The organism is Aquidulcibacter sp. (assembly GCF_049239865.1).
GTDB lineage: Bacteria > Pseudomonadota > Alphaproteobacteria > Caulobacterales > Aquidulcibacteraceae > Aquidulcibacter.
Genome location: NZ_JBMLTR010000158.1, coordinates 1 through 2,366, shown reverse-complemented (window position 1 = coordinate 2,366; position 2,366 = coordinate 1). Strand labels below are relative to the sequence as shown.

General features: G+C 55.5%; 4 protein-coding genes. 2 read left to right on the top strand and 2 right to left on the bottom strand.

Going from position 1 to position 2,366, the window contains the following annotated elements:
- Positions 1-41 precede the first annotated feature (41 nt).
- Together ACOVRA_RS11250 and ACOVRA_RS11245 are read right to left on the bottom strand one after the other, a co-directional pair.
- A complete protein-coding gene (locus ACOVRA_RS11250) occupies positions 42-887 on the bottom strand; it encodes an L-histidine N(alpha)-methyltransferase (protein WP_421720366.1) in 846 nt (281 codons plus the stop codon).
- Positions 888-924: 37 nt separating this feature from the next.
- Positions 925-1,527 (bottom strand): nicotinate-nucleotide adenylyltransferase, encoded by a 603-nt coding sequence (locus ACOVRA_RS11245; protein WP_421720365.1) that lies wholly within the window; start codon positions 1,525-1,527, stop codon positions 925-927.
- Positions 1,528-1,806: 279 nt separating this feature from the next.
- Here ACOVRA_RS11245 and ACOVRA_RS11240 point away from each other — a divergent pair, with 279 nt between their 5' ends.
- Both ACOVRA_RS11240 and ACOVRA_RS11235 read left to right on the top strand, forming a co-directional pair.
- Positions 1,807-2,019, top strand: coding sequence for a cold-shock protein (locus ACOVRA_RS11240; RefSeq protein ID WP_085340588.1), 213 nt, complete (start codon positions 1,807-1,809; stop codon positions 2,017-2,019).
- 148 nt (positions 2,020-2,167) lie between these two features.
- Positions 2,168-2,302 carry a hypothetical protein gene (locus ACOVRA_RS11235; protein ID WP_346383667.1) on the top strand — a complete coding sequence of 45 codons (135 nt, stop codon included), beginning with the start codon at positions 2,168-2,170 and terminating at the stop codon, positions 2,300-2,302.
- The last annotated feature ends 64 nt before the right edge of the window (positions 2,303-2,366 follow it).

Sequence of the window (2,366 nt, the reverse complement as noted above, 5' to 3'; positions counted from 1 at the left end):
CAAGCACCTTAACAGAACATAACCAGAACGACAAAGCCATGCTATTTTTTCTTCAACAGCATCACATCCACTCGGCCATCGCTGGCGCGCCACGTCGCTTGCACATCAAATCCAGCGAGTTCTGAGGTCAGCGTTGCAGCCGTGAATTGTTGCGCAGCGCCCATCGCCAACCAGTCGCCAGGACTAAAGATACAGCCCACGTCCTGCCACTGAATCGACGCGTCCTTTTGCGCCAGCGCCCCAAATTGCACCTGTTGGCTCGAAGCCTGATGGAAGATGCGCGGTTCAAGACCGTGGCTTTTGCCCAAGCGCGTTAAGCAGGTGCGTACGAGGTGCAAGCCGAAATCCTGATAAGCCGCCTCTGCCAAGGCGGCATCCTGAGTAAGCTCACTGGTTAACAGGAGGAAGTCATTGGATTTCAGTGTTTGTGCCGCCCCATGGAAGAGGTCCCGTCGCTCAGCTTCTGACAAAAGCCCCAATCCGCCGCCAGCAATCAGGGCTAGGGTGCTGCCCGAACCAATGGCCGGTAGGTCCCAAGATGAAGGGCTTGCATTGGCAGGGGCCAAGCTGATCTCTGCCGTCGAGTCTTTGGCGTTCAATGTGTCAAAGATCCGCGGATCAATCTCGCGATTCATCAGAACAATAGCTTTAGGGCGCTCTAGGGCCGCAAGCACTTGCGCGGTGCGCAAGCCTGTAAATGGGCCGCAATCGATCAGGCGTGCGGCCGGGCCGATAAGATCACCCAAATGGGGTAGGATCCGATCCAGAACTTCGCGTTCGGACCGCTCCACATGCGCGGCAGGGCTGTCTAGGCCCAGTGCAATATTGAGTGTTCGCGCCCCAGCCAATAAATCTTGCTGGTGTTGCCGCACCAAATCTTCAAGCATCTAAACTTCAACCCCAAGAAATAATCTTTAAACCAACTCAAACTGGTGATAGGCCGGCACCACTGGCACGCAGTGCGGTTGAGGATAAGGGATTCCAACGAGCGGGTATATAGACCCAAGCGGGTGGTGCTGCACGCGCACAGGCCATAGCATTGGCCAAATTCAGTCGTGCATGGGGAAAGCGTTGCGCAAGTCGCCCTAAGCGCGCCCGTGGTCCAGCGCCTGGCCGAGAGACCACACAAATCGGAATCCGGCGGGCAATATCTTGCCAACCGCGCCATTGTTCAAACCCGCTCAGATTATCCGCCCCCATCAACCAAACGAAACGCACCCCCGGAAAGCGTCTTTGGAGACCTTTTAGGGTGTCGATTGTGAATTGGGTTTTCAGTTGAGTTTCAATGTCGGTGACGATGTTGTGACGGCCGCTCGCGACCCTGCGTGCTGAGGCTAAGCGGTTCTTGAGCGGCGTAGATTTCGGCTTGAGCGGATTTTGTGGCGATACCAGCCACCAGACACAAGTCAGGCCCAGCCGAGCACGGGCTGTTTCGGCCACATGGGCATGGCCAGAATGGGCAGGATCAAAAGAACCACCGAGGAGCCCGACCTTCATCCCTCGCGGCGCTCGTAGCGCGTATCGCATGGGCCACGATTACGGGAGAGTTCGGCACAGGGGAAGGGGTTATGCTCACATTGAGGATAGTTTGCTGCTTTAGGTTCGGCTAACGCCAAAAAGTCGTTCGGCTCGAAACTGCTTGCTAATTGGCTAGGAAGGGCGCATAGAGCACCCGTCTAATGACGGTTCTATGCTTGTCTGTTCGCTGAGATCATCGGCGCTGCTCTCAAAAATACCTCCTGAAATGTCGACGCCAACATGCCTGCACACGCCGGCATGATATTCTCTATGAACGGAACTACTCTAATGACTACCGGAACAGTAAAATGGTTTAACGGCCAAAAAGGCTTTGGCTTTATCGCTCCTGATGACGGCGGCCCTGATGCCTTCGTCCACATCAGTGCAGTGGAACGCTCGGGCATGAGCGACCTGCGCGACGGCCAAAAGGTCAGCTATGACCTCGTGGCAGATCGCAAGAGCGGCAAAATGTCTGCCGAAAACCTGCAAGATCGCGCTTAAAAAATAGGCTTCGTCATGAAGCCTGCTTGTTAAGCTTAAAGGGATGCGGCCGGTGCCCTGGCATTGGCCGCAGCCTTGGGTTCTAATGTCGCCCTAAGGCGTCAGATCGCCCCGTCCCCCCAAAATCCTTCACCGAAGTGAGCACCAAATGGCTAAGGGACAGAAAAAAAGTAACAAGGAAATCCGCAAACCCAAGGCGGAAAAATCCAAGACCGAAGCGCCAACACCTTTGTTCTCCAAAGGGGCGACAACGGCAGACAAAGTCCCCATGGGCAAGCGCTAAAGCCTTTGAAAACTGGGTGTTGAGACGGCTTGCGCCGGATTAGGCTCCACCCGCCGATAAGCCA

Bases quoted from the DNA above. Each gene is read 5' to 3' on its own strand.
- ACOVRA_RS11245 (WP_421720365.1), bottom strand. From the start codon at position 1,527: ATGCGATACGCGCTACGAGCGCCGCGAGGGATGAAGGTCGGGCTCCTC.
- ACOVRA_RS11250 (WP_421720366.1), bottom strand. From the start codon at position 887: ATGCTTGAAGATTTGGTGCGGCAACACCAGCAAGATTTATTGGCTGGG.
- ACOVRA_RS11235 (WP_346383667.1), top strand. From the start codon at position 2,168: ATGGCTAAGGGACAGAAAAAAAGTAACAAGGAAATCCGCAAACCCAAG.
- ACOVRA_RS11240 (WP_085340588.1), top strand. From the start codon at position 1,807: ATGACTACCGGAACAGTAAAATGGTTTAACGGCCAAAAAGGCTTTGGC.